The organism is Providencia sp. SP181 (assembly GCF_050446505.1).
GTDB lineage: Bacteria > Pseudomonadota > Gammaproteobacteria > Enterobacterales > Enterobacteriaceae > Providencia > Providencia vermicola.
This window is the reverse complement of sequence record NZ_JBBPXM010000015.1, coordinates 47,946-62,101: the sequence shown is the minus strand read 5'-3', so window position 1 is coordinate 62,101 and position 14,156 is coordinate 47,946. Positions and strand designations below refer to the sequence as shown.

The 14,156-nt window shown below is 40.1% G+C and carries 11 protein-coding genes; 6 read left to right on the top strand and 5 right to left on the bottom strand.

The features are described from left to right. Window positions 1-122: 122 nt before the first annotated feature. Window positions 123-647: a superoxide dismutase family protein gene (gene sodC / locus AABS66_RS18700; protein WP_206086094.1), complete on the bottom strand. Its 525-nt coding sequence runs from the start codon at window positions 645-647 to the stop codon at window positions 123-125. Between the two features lie 509 nt (window positions 648-1,156). Here sodC and AABS66_RS18695 point away from each other — a divergent pair. Together AABS66_RS18695 and AABS66_RS18690 are read left to right on the top strand one after the other, a co-directional pair. After that, window positions 1,157-2,509, top strand: coding sequence for an MFS transporter (locus AABS66_RS18695; RefSeq protein ID WP_430225274.1), 1,353 nt, complete (start codon window positions 1,157-1,159; stop codon window positions 2,507-2,509). Window positions 2,510-2,586: 77 nt separating this feature from the next. Then, a complete protein-coding gene (locus tag AABS66_RS18690; RefSeq protein ID WP_349421888.1) occupies window positions 2,587-3,432 on the top strand; it encodes a phosphatidylinositol-specific phospholipase C domain-containing protein in 846 nt (281 codons plus the stop codon). A 67-nt stretch (window positions 3,433-3,499) separates the two neighbouring features. Here AABS66_RS18690 and topA read toward each other — a convergent pair whose 3' ends face one another. Further along, on the bottom strand, window positions 3,500-6,106 hold the full coding sequence (topA, locus tag AABS66_RS18685) for a type I DNA topoisomerase (RefSeq protein WP_206086097.1): 2,607 nt from the start codon (window positions 6,104-6,106) through the stop codon (window positions 3,500-3,502). Window positions 6,107-6,395: 289 nt separating this feature from the next. Between topA and AABS66_RS18680 the strand changes: the two genes are divergently transcribed. Further along, window positions 6,396-6,653 (top strand): DUF2498 family protein, encoded by a 258-nt coding sequence (locus AABS66_RS18680; RefSeq protein WP_206086098.1) that lies wholly within the window; start codon window positions 6,396-6,398, stop codon window positions 6,651-6,653. Between the two features lie 92 nt (window positions 6,654-6,745). Here AABS66_RS18680 and sohB read toward each other — a convergent pair whose 3' ends face one another. Then, window positions 6,746-7,792 (bottom strand): protease SohB, encoded by a 1,047-nt coding sequence (gene sohB / locus AABS66_RS18675; RefSeq protein ID WP_206086099.1) that lies wholly within the window; start codon window positions 7,790-7,792, stop codon window positions 6,746-6,748. Window positions 7,793-7,970: 178 nt separating this feature from the next. Between sohB and AABS66_RS18670 the strand changes: the two genes are divergently transcribed. From AABS66_RS18670 to AABS66_RS18660, 3 genes are all read left to right on the top strand, one after another. Then, window positions 7,971-8,735, top strand: coding sequence for a YciK family oxidoreductase (locus AABS66_RS18670; RefSeq protein WP_430225273.1), 765 nt, complete (start codon window positions 7,971-7,973; stop codon window positions 8,733-8,735). 6 nt (window positions 8,736-8,741) lie between these two features. Beyond that, window positions 8,742-9,332: a cob(I)yrinic acid a,c-diamide adenosyltransferase gene (gene cobO, locus AABS66_RS18665; RefSeq protein WP_206086101.1), complete on the top strand. Its 591-nt coding sequence runs from the start codon at window positions 8,742-8,744 to the stop codon at window positions 9,330-9,332. A gap of 482 nt (window positions 9,333-9,814) precedes the next feature. Continuing rightward, window positions 9,815-11,962, top strand: a complete 2,148-nt coding sequence (locus AABS66_RS18660) for a filamentous hemagglutinin N-terminal domain-containing protein (RefSeq protein ID WP_430225272.1) — start codon at window positions 9,815-9,817, stop codon at window positions 11,960-11,962. 61 nt (window positions 11,963-12,023) lie between these two features. Here the strand turns inward: AABS66_RS18660 and aphA are convergent, their stop codons facing one another. Both aphA and rluB read right to left on the bottom strand, forming a co-directional pair. Next, a complete protein-coding gene (gene aphA / locus AABS66_RS18655; RefSeq protein WP_225819487.1) occupies window positions 12,024-12,737 on the bottom strand; it encodes an acid phosphatase AphA in 714 nt (237 codons plus the stop codon). A 352-nt stretch (window positions 12,738-13,089) separates the two neighbouring features. Next, window positions 13,090-14,007: a 23S rRNA pseudouridine(2605) synthase RluB gene (rluB, locus tag AABS66_RS18650; RefSeq protein ID WP_206086104.1), complete on the bottom strand. Its 918-nt coding sequence runs from the start codon at window positions 14,005-14,007 to the stop codon at window positions 13,090-13,092. Window positions 14,008-14,156: the final 149 nt, after the last annotated feature.

The following is a 14,156-nucleotide window of genomic DNA, read 5'->3' as shown; positions in this document are numbered from 1 at the left end:
CTAAATAGTTTACGTTGTGGCTAGGCGGCAAATGAGGTTATCGTGGGGAGCATACTCCAGTATGTGACCCACATAACCGAATGAAGCCAACAACGCCACACCGTAAAATATGACGAGCAAAGTTATTTGATGACGCCACAGGCCATCCTAGCCCCCCCACCACCTAACGCTTCTGGATTATCGGAATAGTTATCGCCCCCCACATGCACCATTAACGCACGGTTTTGCACATCTTTCAGTGTTTTTAAACGTGGCGCTAAAACCGCATAATCGGCATTACCTTGGCTATCTGCAACGAGACCGGGTAAATCCCCTAAGTGCCCAGTATTATCATATGGCCCTTTGTGAACAGCCGTTTTTGCTGGATCTAAATGCCCACCCGCTTTTAGTGCAGGAACAGATTTGCCATCTTTTTCCCCTGGCTCGCAGCTTGGGTTTTCGTGGACATGGAAACCATGAATACCAGATTGTAAACCTGAAAGTTTTGGTGTGAACAATAACCCATACTCAGTTTCAGAGATAACAACTTCACCAATCGTTTTACCCTCACCCGTTGGCGTTGCTTCCTTTAATACCACAGTGGATTGTGCTGCATAGGCAGTGCCCGCAGTCAGTAATGCAGCAAATAAGCACATCTTTAACTTCATATTGCCTCCAGTGGATAACATTTATCAATCATTCCATCCAATTACCTTATGATAAACAAGGTAAGAACGATTACTGTTGTTTCATTAGTACCAATGACTGTACTTAAGTTAACACAAATTTGTTATCACTTTGGTGCTGCATTTAGCTTTAGTTAATAAATGATAGTTATATCACAATCAATATTGTTAACTTAATCTTCAAAAATCACTCAATTAAGAATATTTATGCCGTTATAGACTTATTATAAAAACTTCATTTTAGTACATTTACGTAAAATAACTCTTTGATAAAAATGTTAACATGCTGTGAAAATGATCACAGTATATTATTTTCATTTCGCCTACATTTCAGACTATTCATTTCACATGAAATAAATAGGAAATAAAAATTTCATAAAATCCCACCCAGCAAAATAACGTTAAAGAGATTGGCTGTACCTTACAAAAACAAGTTAACAAAATATAACACTATGTTTTCTTTAATTTTTATAATAAGTGGAAAATAGATTATGAATACTCTTGCCAAAAAGTTTGGTTTTTCAGCACACACCATTATTCAACTGATATTTATTACTGCAAACGCCCAGCTATTGTATGCCTTTTGGGACTTGCGGAACTCCCTACCCCTTGGCTTTCCTGTCGCTATGGGGATCACTGATGCGCAAGCAGGCCAGCTCTATTCCATGCAAGGATTAGTTATCTTATTAGGCACTCTCGCTCTGGGTTGGGTCGGTGATAGATTTAAAGTCCGTGTGATTATGTTAATCACCACACTCGGAGTTGGCTTTATTTCTCTCTTTATCGCCTTAAACTCACCAGGGTTAAGCATGCCAACTTTATTACTGTGTTTTTTCTCCATGTTATTACTCAGTGAAGTGTTATTTAAGCCCGCCAACTTTAAGGCGGTGAGTTTATCTACCACCAAAGAGCACCAAGGTGTTGCTTTTGGTATGTTTGAATTTGGACGAGGTTTATTAGCATTTTTGATGAGTCTATTATGGGCTGCAATGGTTTATTACGAAGCAAGTAGCCGCACCATGATGATCACATCATCCATTATTGTGCTCGCTACTGCGATATTCATTTTCTTGGCTGTACCGAAGGACGCGCGAGTCAGTGAGGACGCTGATACCGTAAACTCAGTGAAAGAAGCGCTGCTTGGTGTATTAAAAGTTATCAAATTACCGATTGTTTGGGTAACAGGCCTCAACGTTTTCTGTATTTACGGTACTTTTGTTGCAGCGGGTACCTACTTTGCCCGTTTCTTACAAGCAGGTTATGGTACATCTGCAACCGTCGCTGCAGTATTTGTTTCTGTTGTTATTGCATTGCGAATGTTGCCATTAATATCCACATTGCTGGTCACATTAGCGTTTAAATCCACCGCCCACTTTATGCGTTTTATGTCATTCGTTTTAGTGTTCCTACTCGCCGCTATTGGTATTTTGTTCTATATGAACCCAGCTTCTATCACGGAATTTATGGCTGGCCAAGCTCCTGACAATATCATTAGCCCTGCAGTTCGTAACACTATAATGATCCTGATGTTATGTGCCTCCGCATGCTGCTTTATGATCCGAGGCGTCTACTATGCCCCGATCGGTGAGTTTGGGATTGATAAAAAGCATGCTTCCGCTGCAATGTCTTTGGCTATCACGATTGGATACCTTCCTGCACTGCTAGCGCCATTAATTTTAGGTAAGATCATTTTTAGTCCACAATTAGGTGAACAAGGGCAAGTCGTCAAAGAAATTCTGACTCCAACGAATATTATTGGTAATGTTTTTATTGGGTTATCTGTCTTAACATTAATCGCCGCCTTACTGTCTTGGACCGTTATTAAAATGAAAAAAGCGCAATAACACATTGATATTATGACGACATAAGCCGTTGTAATAACGGCTTATTGTCTATTTAGAAAATGGATTAGGTAAGCACTATGCGAAATAATAATTATATTGATTGGCTCAAATACATTGCAGATGAATTATCCGTAACTGATTTATTGATCCCAGGAACTCATGATGCCATTACATCAACCTGTGATCTGCCTTATTACCAAACCCAGACATTATCGCTAGTGGAGCAGCTTAACTGCGGCGTGCGTTTTTTTGATTTAAGGCTAACTCGCAATCTAAATATTGCACACCGTGAATGGCATAGCGACATCATGGCAGAAGACCTTCTTCACTGCTTTATTTCTTTCCTTGATACACACCCTACTGAATTTGTCATTTTACGCATTCAAAATGCCAATGAGAAAAAAAATGACTTTGAGGCCTATAAACAGGCTCTTATCCCATTTATTGAGCCTTACCTAAAACACCTTTTACTGCCTGAGCGAGTTGATGAAAACACATTCAAGTGGCCCAGTGTAAAACAGTTAAGAGGCAAAATCTTGGTGATTGAATGTGCACCACCAGAATTGCATGTTTCAACGTTAAAGGATGGCACTCGTTGGGCGCATAATTGGCATCAAAACCCCTTAATTTTATTACAAGATAACTGGAATGGCCCTGAGATCCAGGAAAAAATCAATGACATAATGGCGTTAATTCATGGCGATGATAATACCAAAGAGCATCAACTCGTTCTCAATCATATTAGTGCAACGAATGGTCAGCTGGGCAGTCCAATCGCGTATGCAAACATCATTAACCCTATTATTCGCGATGAATTAGCTACGTTAGATCAGGCTACGCCAAAAGGCATATTAATCTTTGATTTTATTGATGAAGATTTAGCAAAGAAAACGATTAAAGTGAATCAATTACAATCTGCTTAACGCAAAAAAATGCCAATCAATAACAGATTGGCATTTCTATTTTTATCTGAAAAATAACCTTAACGAATTATTTCTCTTTGACTTCCCATTTACCATCAACATAAAAAGCACTCCAACCTGTTGCTTTACCGTCTTTTTCCGAAGAAACATATTGTTGCTTGGTTTTACGGCTAAAACGAACAACTGTTGGGTTACCTTCAGCATCTTCAGCAGGTGCTTCTGCCAAGTAGGCAAGCTTTTCAGGTAATCTGTCCTTAAAGCGTTGTAACTCAGCCACTAATGGCGCACGTGTTTCTCTGGATTTCGGGAAAGTGTTGGCAGCAAGGAACACCCCAGCGGCACCATCACGCAATACAAAGTAAGCGTCAGACTTTTCACACGGTAATTCAGGCAACGGAACAGGATCTTCTTTCGGTGGCGCAACTTCACCACTTCTTAGGATTTTACGTGTGTTTTTACATTCTTCATTGGTGCAACCCATGTATTTACCAAAACGCCCCATTTTCAGGTGCATTTCAGAGCCACATTTATCACATTCAATGACAGGGCCATCATAGCCTTTAATACGGAATTCGCCTTCTTCAATTTCATAACCTTCACATGCAGGGTTATTACCACAAACATGTAATTTACGTTGGTTATCAATCAAGTAGCTATCCATCGCCGTACCACATTTAGGGCAACGACGTTTTGCTCTTAACGCGTTAGTTTCTGCATCATCCCCTTCAAGAATATTAAGTACTTCATCTTCAGGGATCAGATTGATGGTTTTTTTACAGCGTTCTTTTGGTGGCAATGCATAGCCACTACACCCCAGGAATACCCCTGTAGATGCAGTGCGAATACCCATATGGCGTTCACAATCAGGACAGGTTATTGATGTTATAACCATCGGATTGGTACGCATTCCCCCTTCTTCTGGATCTTTTTCCGCAACATCAAGCTGGGTACTAAAATCAGAGAAGAATTCATCAAGAACAGCTTTCCACTCGGCATCATGATTTGCAACATGGTCGAGCTGGTTTTCCATGCGTGCGGTAAAATCGTAGTTCATCAAATCGTTGAAGTTTTCTTCTAAACGATCAGTAACGATTTCCCCCATTTTTTCCGCATAGAAGCGACGGTTTTCAACTTTGACATATCCTCTATCTTGGATAGTCGAAATAATTGCCGCATAAGTTGAAGGACGACCAATTCCACGTTTTTCGAGTTCTTTAACCAGTGAAGCTTCACTAAAACGTGCAGGCGGTTTAGTAAAGTGCTGACTTGGCAATAATTCAATTAATGATAGTTCCGTACCCACTTGAATTGGCGGTAAGGTTTTATCTTCATCGTTTTTGCGCAGTGCAGGCATTACTTTCGTCCAACCATCAAAACGTAACGTACGCCCTTTGGCTTTCAGTTCAAAGTCTCCCGCTTTCACTGTTAAGGTCGTAGAGTCATATTTCGCTGGCGTCATTTGACACGCAACAAATTGGTTCCAAATTAATTGGTACAACCGTTTTGCGTCATTTTCCATATCTTTTAGCGAATCAGGTAATACATCAACACTAGAAGGACGGATGGCTTCATGCGCCTCTTGGGAATTATCTTTGCTGCTATATACATTGGCATCTTTCGGCAGATATTTCGCCCCAAAGTTGTCATTGATATAACCACGAACCATATCCAACGCATCTTGACTCAAGTTAGTTGAGTCAGTACGCATATAAGTAATGTAACCCGCTTCATACAGACGCTGGGCCATCATCATGGTTTTCTTCACCCCAAAGCCTAAACGCGTACTTGCCGCTTGTTGCAATGTTGAAGTGATATAAGGTGCACTTGGTTTACTTGATGTAGGGCGGTCTTCACGGTCAATAACCTCAAAGCGCGCCTTTTCAAGTAATTTTACCGCAGCGGTAGTTTGCGCTTTATTAACAGGTTTGAACGATTTACCTGCTTGCGACGTCACTTCCATGCGTAAATTTGCAATATCTTTATCTGCTAAGTCCGCGTGTAATTCCCAATACTCTTCAGGAACAAACGCTTTAATTTCTCGTTCGCGTTCAACAATCAGTTTCACTGCAACAGACTGAACACGCCCCGCAGACAAACCTCTAGCCACTTTTTTCCACAATAATGGAGATACCATGTACCCCACAACGCGATCCATAAAGCGACGTGCTTGCTGCGCGTTAACCCGATCAATATTTAGCTCACCTGGGCTATCAAATGCTTGGGTGATGGCGTTTTTCGTGATTTCGTTAAATACAACACGACTAAAACGCGAATCATCACCACCAATCACTTCACGTAAATGCCATGCGATCGCTTCCCCCTCGCGGTCCAAGTCCGTTGCGAGGTAGATGTGATCGGCATCCGCAGCCAGAGATTTCAGCTCAGAAACCACCTTTTCCTTACCTGGTAGAATTTGGTAATTCGCCTTCCAACCATGATAAGGGTCGATACCCATGCGATTCACTAATGCATCGCGTGGATCTTTTTTAACTTTCTTTGTTTTCTCGGTAGATGAGCCTGTACTCTTTTGTGAGCCGGTTTGTGAACCAGAGCCGCTTTTCGGCAGATCACGAATATGGCCGACGCTGCTTTTCACAACGTAGCCACTGCCAAGGTATTTATTAATTGTCTTGGCTTTTGCCGGGGACTCCACGATAACAAGAGCTTTACCCATATTTACCTTTACCTAAATATCAACTATGACGCACTTTTACATTAAAATGCGTAAAATGAGAATCTGTTTTTTATATTGCGACACAATCACAATATATCAATATATTTTCAATCAATTATTTGTGTTGAAACAAAACTTATAATCTCAATCACGTTATTCTACAAGTCATGAAAGTCTTCTAGCTGACTGATTTTAACCATATAAAGGCATTAAGCCATAATTGAAAACCACACACTCTACCTGATAAAATGCGAGAAGCAACCAATTATTTTTTCAAGGGAGCCCTATTATGCAAGACGATCTACCGTACATTACAAAAACAGAGTTACTTGAAAAAGCTAACGATATCATACAGAAACATGACGAATATATTCACGGTATGTTTGTAGACACCGTGGAGCAGCATCGTGGTACGCTGGTTTTTAAAGGGGAATTCTTTCTCGATGAAAATGGTATCCCAACATTAAAAAGTACCGCTGCTTTTAATATGTACAAACATCTTGCCCATGTTCTTTCAGAACAATACCAATTACGTGAAAATGATTAATTAACATTCAATAATTGATAAAAAATTACCGGCTTCAGTGCCGGTAATTAATAGTAGAATTAAAACAGAATATTTGCGAGGCGACTATTCATTTATAACATTGGTTTTTGGCCACGCTGCCACCAACGCAATAAAAGGTTATCAACACTATTTGCTGCGCTTCCCATGACTTTATCCACCATTTTTTTACTTAGAACATAACGGACACCAACAATCTCTTTAGCATCAACTGCATCAATAATAATGTCATCACTGACGCCAATGCTATCCACAAGCCCTTTTTCTAACGCCTGTGACCCGTACCAGTATTCACCCGTTGCAACTTTATCAATATCTAATGACGGACGATTTTGATGAACAAATTGCTTGAAAAGATCATGCGTTGAATTTAAATCTTCCACAAACTTTTTACGGCCTTGCTCGGTATTTTCCCCGAGCAATGTCAGCGTTCTTTTATATTCACCTGCCGTATGAAGTTCAACATCAACATCATGTTTTTTCAATAAGCGATGAATATTAGGAATTTGTGCCACAACACCAATTGAGCCAATAATAGCAAATGGTGCAGCAACAATTTTATCTGCAATACAGGCCATCATATAGCCACCACTTGCTGCCACTTTATCAACAGCAACCGTCAACGGAATATTCTTTTCTTTTAAACGACGTAATTGTGATGCTGCAAGCCCATAACCATGGACCATACCGCCAGGGCTCTCCAAACGCAGCAAAACTTCATCTTGTGTATCAGCAACAGCCAGAACTGCACTGATTTCCTCCCTCAAAGATGCCACTTCGCGTGCATCCATGCTGCCTTTAAAGTCTAAGACATATAAACAGGGCTTTTTAATGGATGTTTGCCCAAGTTTAGCCCCTGATTTCTCACTTTTTGATTTTGCTTTTTGCTGTTTTTTGAATGCCTTGAGCCATGCTTTATGCTCAGATTCATTCATTTTCACTTGCTGCATCTGACGCTGGCGTTCGCGATAATTCTCACCCAAATCAGTGAGTTTTAACGAACCTTTAGCACTTTGGCGACGCATACCTACACCAAAGACAAAAACAGCCAGCAAAACGATAGCCACCACGATAGTGACAACTTTTGCTAAAAATAATCCATACAAAGAGAAATACTCCACAACATGATCCTTCTGATATTTATCTTCAACACAAAAATAATCTCACGATTATGGGTAAACAACCAGAAAAAATCGTATTTCACACCATAAACTACGTAGATATCTATGTTAGATTAGCCAAAAAACCAAATCAGTGCGATGATACCGTTACATTTAATTCACAATCATAGGAAAGAATATGCTTCAATATCAGCCTAGACAAGACCTATTGAAAGGCAAAACGATACTCATAACTGGCGCAGGCGATGGCATTGGTCGTGAAGCCGCCCTAACCTATGCCCGATTCGGTGCATCATTGGTTCTTGTCGGAAGAACGCAACATAAATTAGACGCTGTTAGCCAAGAAATCACTGCAATTTCTGGCAAGAAATCGCCATGTTATGTTTTAGATTTATTGACAGCAACCAATGAAAACTGCCAATCATTAGCCACGCAAATATCTAACACTGTTCCTTATCTAGATGGCGTCTTGCATAATGCGGGTATTCTTGGTGTTGTCGCCCCCATTTCAGAACAACCACCTCAACTATGGCATGATGTCATGCAGATCAACGTCAATGCGACCTTTATGCTTACGCAATCCCTACTCCCCTTACTCTTGAAAGCGCCAAATCCATCATTAGTTTTCACAAGTTCGAGTGTTGGGAAACAAGGCCGCGCTGGTTGGGGAGCTTACGCTGTTTCTAAATTTGCAACAGAAGGTCTAATGCAAATGCTTGCTGAGGAATATAAAAATAGTCATTTACGCGTTAACTGCATTAATCCTGGAGGAACCAGAACCAGTATGCGTGCCAGCGCATTCCCCGAAGAAGACCCCGAAAAACTCAAAACCCCAGCAGATATTATGCCTATTTACATTTATTTAATGGGTGATGATAGCATCCGTAAAACAGGCAGCAGTTATGATGCACAACCAGGCCGTAAACCAGGTGCAGCGGAGTAATTTATTATGTCACAAAGCCGACATGAAGAACGTCAACAACGCTTAAAAGAAAAAGTCGATGCGCGTATTGAAGCCGCTCAAATTGAGCGTGGGATTATCATCATCTTCACTGGCAACGGCAAAGGTAAAACGACCGCCGCATTTGGTACGGTTTGTCGTGCCATCGGCCATGGTAAAAAAGCGGCTGTTGTGCAATTTATTAAAGGAAGTTGGGATAATGGTGAACGTGAACTCTTAGAGCCGCTTGGAGCGCCTTTTTTTGTAATGTCCACTGGCTTTACGTGGGAAACACAAAATAAAGAGACGGACACACTAGCCTGCCTTGAAACCTGGCATCATGCAAAACGACTTTTAAGTGATCCTCAATATGATTTGGTTGTCTTAGATGAGCTAACCTATATGGTCAGCTATCATTACCTTGGGTTAGACGACGTTATACAAGCCTTGCTAGATCGTCCTGCCAACCAATCCGTCATCATTACAGGTAGAGGATGCCACCGTGATTTAATTAATTTAGCGGATACAGTTACTGAAATGCGCCCTGTTAAACATGCGTTTGATGTTGGTATTAAAGCGCAAAAAGGCATTGACTGGTAAACGATAAAAGTTAACTTAGCAATTATAAGCTAAAATAAGACTATTGCTAAGTTCTCTTTTTATGCATGATAAGTTTAATCAAACCATCTTGCGTGTTAATTTAATCATTCGCATATATTCCCAATACGGCTTTAATTATATCGACCATTTTTACAATATAAATTCAGACCATAAGTTATTCTAATGATTAAACTCGCCTTTTCCCTATTTAATATAAACTAGTACGTGTTACCCCTTGAGTAAACATACCGAAAATCACAATACAGAAAGAAATTTAACCAACTGATAAAAAACAAGTTAAATACAAAATAACGCATTTATTCTAGCTTTATTCATACTAAGTTATTATTCAATACCGAATAAAAACTTAACTCATGTTAACATTATTAATTTTATTTAATTTTATATTTCCGCATAATTAAATTGCAATAATGGATTGTTAGTTATTTTAGATATTGTCTATTTTAATTTAAGGGATATATATGCAAAACGTTTCAATGAATACTTTCAATGCACCTAAATTGAAATTCAAACCTTTATTTCTGTGTGTTTCAATGATTGTCGGTTCAACAACGGTTGCTCAAGCCGCTATTACTCCAACAAATGGCGCTGGAGTAATGGTTCAAGGTAATGGTCCAACCATTGTTTATATTAATAAACCGTCTGAAAGCGGTGTTTCTCACAATATTTATAGCCAATTTGATGTTGACCAAAAAGGCGTTATTTTAAACAATAGTGCAGGCCTTTCTAATACCACAATAGGGGGTAAAATTGGCGGTAATGGCAATGTCGCAGGTAAACGCGCAAAAGTGATCCTAAATGAGGTCAACTCAAATACGGCAACAACATTAAACGGCATGATTGAAGTCGCTGGCGGTAAAGCGCAAGTGATTGTCGCAAATGCATCAGGTATCACCTGTAATAACTGCGGATTTATTAATACCAACCGCACCACATTAACTACGGGTAAAGTTTCCTTAGATGGCAATAACTTAGTCAATGACTACAATGTGCAGCAAGGAAAAATTGCCATCAATGGTAGTTTCAATGCAAACTCACCTACTGATATAATTGCACGCTCTGTCGCGATTAACGGTGCTGTCACAGCTCAACGTCTAAACGTTATTGCAGGGAATAACCGTGTGAATTCCGCTGGTGATGTTATTGGTACGACAACAGCCATTGGTGCAAAACCAAGTATTGGTATTGACGTTTCCGCCTTAGGCGGCATGTATGCGAATAAAATTTCGTTAATGGCGACCGAAACAGGTGTTGGCGTATCTAACGCAGGTGATATCGCTTCACATAATGGTGCAATTACCATTGATAGCGCAGGCACCGTCAATAATATTAATGGCAACATTCACTCAGCAAATACCCTCTCAATTAATGCGACTGGGCTGACAAATAGCGGCACTATTTCCGCAGCAAAAAGTGTCAACATTCAGGCTGCAGGCACAGGTGCAATTAATAACGATCGTGGGCACATTACGTCCCTGAACAACGATGTAAATTTAACGACGTTAGGTACTTTGTCAAATAACAACGGAACCATTGAAGCCCAACAAAATGTGACCACGTTATCTGATACTATCGTCAATGATAATGGGTCATTTAAAGCCACTCGAGGTGACCTCAACGTCCATTCTACCAATGTAATCTATAACCGCGATAATATGGGGAATCCAAATGATCCAGCGAAGGGTTTTATTGCTGGTCAAGATATCACTATTGATGCCGTTCGTATTGTGAATGAGAACTCCAACATCACTGCGGGTCGTGATATCACCTTAAACGCACAAAACTCTATCGAAAACATGGCTAACAGTAAGATTGTGGCACAGCGACGTGCTGAGATGAATACCATGTATTTAACACAGTCTAATTCAGAGTTAAATGCTGTTAAAGGCCGTATGGATCTTGATGCTTCTGTCGCATTGACTAATGACCCTCGTTCAAAAATTCATAGTGGTAAACTACTGAATATCAATGCAAACCAATTAACAAACTCAGGTTCAATTATTTCTGATAATGGCAAAACAGAAATAAAGTCCAATATACTCAGTAATCGTTCTGGTTATATTAAAGGTAAAAACTTAACAATAACTGCGCATAATATTGATAACCAATCTGGTTTAATTAACGCTGAAAGCAACTTAGATATTGAAACTAGCCATTTAAACAATAACTATAGTGCTGATTTTAAAAACGTAAACGCACAATTTGGTTTAACAGACCAAAATGGTGGTTTGCAAACCAATGATGGTACTATCAAAGTTAAAAGTGATAACCTTTATAACGTATATGGTTCAATCGCAGCCAATGCGAATAATAACGTTGCCTCACGCAGCGATATTGATATTAAAACAAAAGCAACCCTGAACAATAATTATGGCCAAATTACGGGGATTAATAACCATAATGTGAGTGCTGGTACACTCGATAATTATGCAGGAAAAATGGTATCTGGCAAAAACATGACCATTGAAGCTAAAAATCGCGTGAATAACCAATATGGAACTATTAGCTCTAACAATACGACGAAGGTCACTAGTCCAATTGTAACAAGTGGAACAACAGGTTCTATCACGGGTAACCGTGTTGTTATTGACGCAATTGTGAATAACTAACTGTCATTCAAGTATTAAAAAAGGCGACCTCCAAGTCGCCTTTTTCATATTCAAAATTCAATTAGAATTCAGAATTAATCACCACTTCTTCACCAAAACGCCCTGCTTTTGGCAGCGGTTGATAAGATGAGTTGGCTGCACGTAAAATACGAACGCCACGAATACCTAGTTCATGAGCCGCTGCAATATCCGCATCTGCATCTCCATAATAAATAGTTAATTTATGGTCACGCATCCAACTTACTTTATTATTTTGGCCAGGCTCATCACCCGCAAAAATAACAGGTTGCATTTTATCGGCTGGGATCGCCAAGCCTTCTTGAACGTACTTAGTCACAGTTTCAGTTTTCGTTTTAGTACGGCCAGTAATAAAATAAACGGTATCTCCTCGGTCTAAGTGCATTTTGACTAAATCAATACCCACTTGTTTTGGCATACTGAATTTGTCCCACTCATTATTCATTTTCTCCCAAAACTGCTGATTTTTCAAATAACTAAAATCATTTGGGGAAAACTCGAGTTTACCACGGTAAAAACCTGGGCTAGAAAATAACACTGTATCATCGATATCAAAGCCAACTGCCATTGGCGCTTTACCTTCTAGGCTTTGTTTAATTTGTTCAATAGAAACCCAATGAATAGGTTGCTGCTGCGCTAATTCAACAACGGTAACGCCTGGGCTGACAGTTTCTGGCATTGGTATTTTGGCTTGAGACGTTGCCGTAAACGTTAAAGCTAATGCAACCGCGCTCAGCGTCAGTGTTATTTTTTTCATCTTTTATCCTTATCGAGTTTACCCACTTAGAAACCATTCTTTATTCACTTGGATAAACCACATTTTTATATGTAAGTAATAGACATTGCTGCTTATCGTGTTCAGATGTTTATAAGTACATTTTGCAGCAATTATGTGAGTTAAATCTCACATAGAGCTTGATGTTAAGTTTTTTTGTTACATTAAAATGAGACTTAAATCTCATTTCAATTATCTATTACAGACAAGTGTTGTGATTCTGTGACCTAAACCCGCAATTTACAGACACATACAAACAGTAAGCTGTAATTTTTAGGCAATAAAAAAGCGATGGTGTTATGCCATCGCTTCTTAAATAATGATAACGCAGTAATTAGATGCGTGTACGACGCTTCGCTGTCGGGCCTGAAGATTGACGCTTAGATGCAGGGCGTGATGCCACTTGAGTATGACGTTTCACAGCACGACGAATTTGATTCGCTTTGATTCTACGTTGATCACGTTCAACCGCCACTTTACTTTCTGTTTCAGCTGGCAGCTCAACTAATTCACGCAAATAGTTAGTTTGCTCTAAACCCAGCTCCGTCCAACCACCACGCGGTAGCCCTTTTGGCAAATCGATATCACCATAACGCACTCGGATCAAACGGCTAACTTGTACACCAACCGATTCCCACAAACGACGGACTTCACGATTACGCCCTTCTGTTAACGTAACATTGAACCATTGGTTCATCCCTTCACCACCACGATAAGAGACAGTTTTAAAGGACGCAGGACCATCTTCAAGTTGAACACCTTGGGTCAACTGGCGAATTTTTGCATCGTTAACTTCACCAAAAACCCGCACTGCGTATTCACGCTCAACTTCACGGCTTGGGTGCATTAAACGGTTCGCTAACTCACCATCGGTTGTGAATAACAGTAACCCACTAGTATTCACATCAAGACGACCTACCGCAATCCACCTTGCCCCTGTCAGTTTTGGCAAACGCGTAAAAACGGTTGGACGCCCTTCAGGATCGTGGCGAGTACACAATTCACCTTCAGGTTTGTAATAGGCCATCACACGGCAAATTTCTTTTTCCGCTTCTTTAATCGCTAATAAACGACCATCTAAACGAATTTTGGTTGATGCTTTGACTTCGACACGGTCACCCAAAGTGGCGATTTTACCGTCTACGCTGATCCGACCTGCTTGCAGGAAGGTTTCGATTTCACGACGTGAACCATGCCCTGAACGGGCAAGGATTTTTTGTAATTTCTCTGTATTTTGCGGTTTAGCGCTCATGTAACCCTCTACTGTCGCCTTCACAGGCGTCAAATAACTTTTCATCGAGTAAAAAAACGAGTGCAAAAAGTCATAAATTTGAAAACCCGCGCATTATACACAGGTTTCCCCTGAACCCCTATCTTTTATCACCTTATCGCACATTCGCT